The 780-nt window shown below is 48.2% G+C and carries 1 protein-coding gene; it reads right to left on the reverse strand.

Annotation, left to right across the window (positions count from 1 at the left end):
- Window positions 1–134 precede the first annotated feature (134 nt).
- Window positions 135–780 (reverse strand): NUDIX domain-containing protein (locus tag A3735_RS23200; protein ID WP_369820552.1); only part of this gene is annotated, 646 nt, incomplete at its 5' end.

Genomic DNA, 780 nt, shown 5'->3' on the forward strand with positions numbered 1-780 from the left:
GCGAATCCGTTCAACATCGCCCATCATTCGAATCAAACGAATTAGGCGGTTATAGTTGCTTTCAAAGGTCGCGCCAAGCTGAACCAAGTCGGGGACATACTTTTTACGCATTAAAATAATACTCTCCCCTTAGTCTAGCGCCACTGCTCTCGCAAGCGTTCCCGGTTTAAGGCCAGCCATTGAAGCCCCATAATAGCGGCAGCATTGTTAATGGTGCCATTTTCGACCAATTTATAAGCTGCTTCAAAGTCTAGGCAGTGTACCTTGATATCTTCATCTTCTTCAGCAAGACCAAACACGCCACCAACACCTTGAACACTGACTTTAGCACAGTAGAGATAGACCTTCTCTGTAGTGCCGCCCGGCGAGACCAAGTATTCACAAATTTTTTCAAGTTCGCCTAATTCCAGGCGCGCCTCCTCTTGCGCTTCTCTGCGTGCAACATTCTCCGGGTGCTCGCCCTCATCATTCATCCCTGCAACCAACTCCAGCAACCAGGGTGATTGATCCTCGAGTATTGCGCCCGGCCTGAATTGTTCCAGCAGCACAACTTTGTCTTCCATTGGGTCGTAGGGAATAACGCAAGTGGCATCACCCCGAATAAACAATTCACGACTGACTTCCCGGCTCCAGCCACCATCAAACAAGCGATGTTTCAGGGTAACCTTTTCCATGCGAAAGAAGCCTTCAAAGCAGGACTCACGGCCAATTAGCTGATAATCTTCTTTGCCATATTGAAGCTTGATCGTCGACATTATTTCTCCTTTCAGCTCGAACTGA

This window comes from Oleiphilus sp. HI0061 (assembly GCF_001635675.1).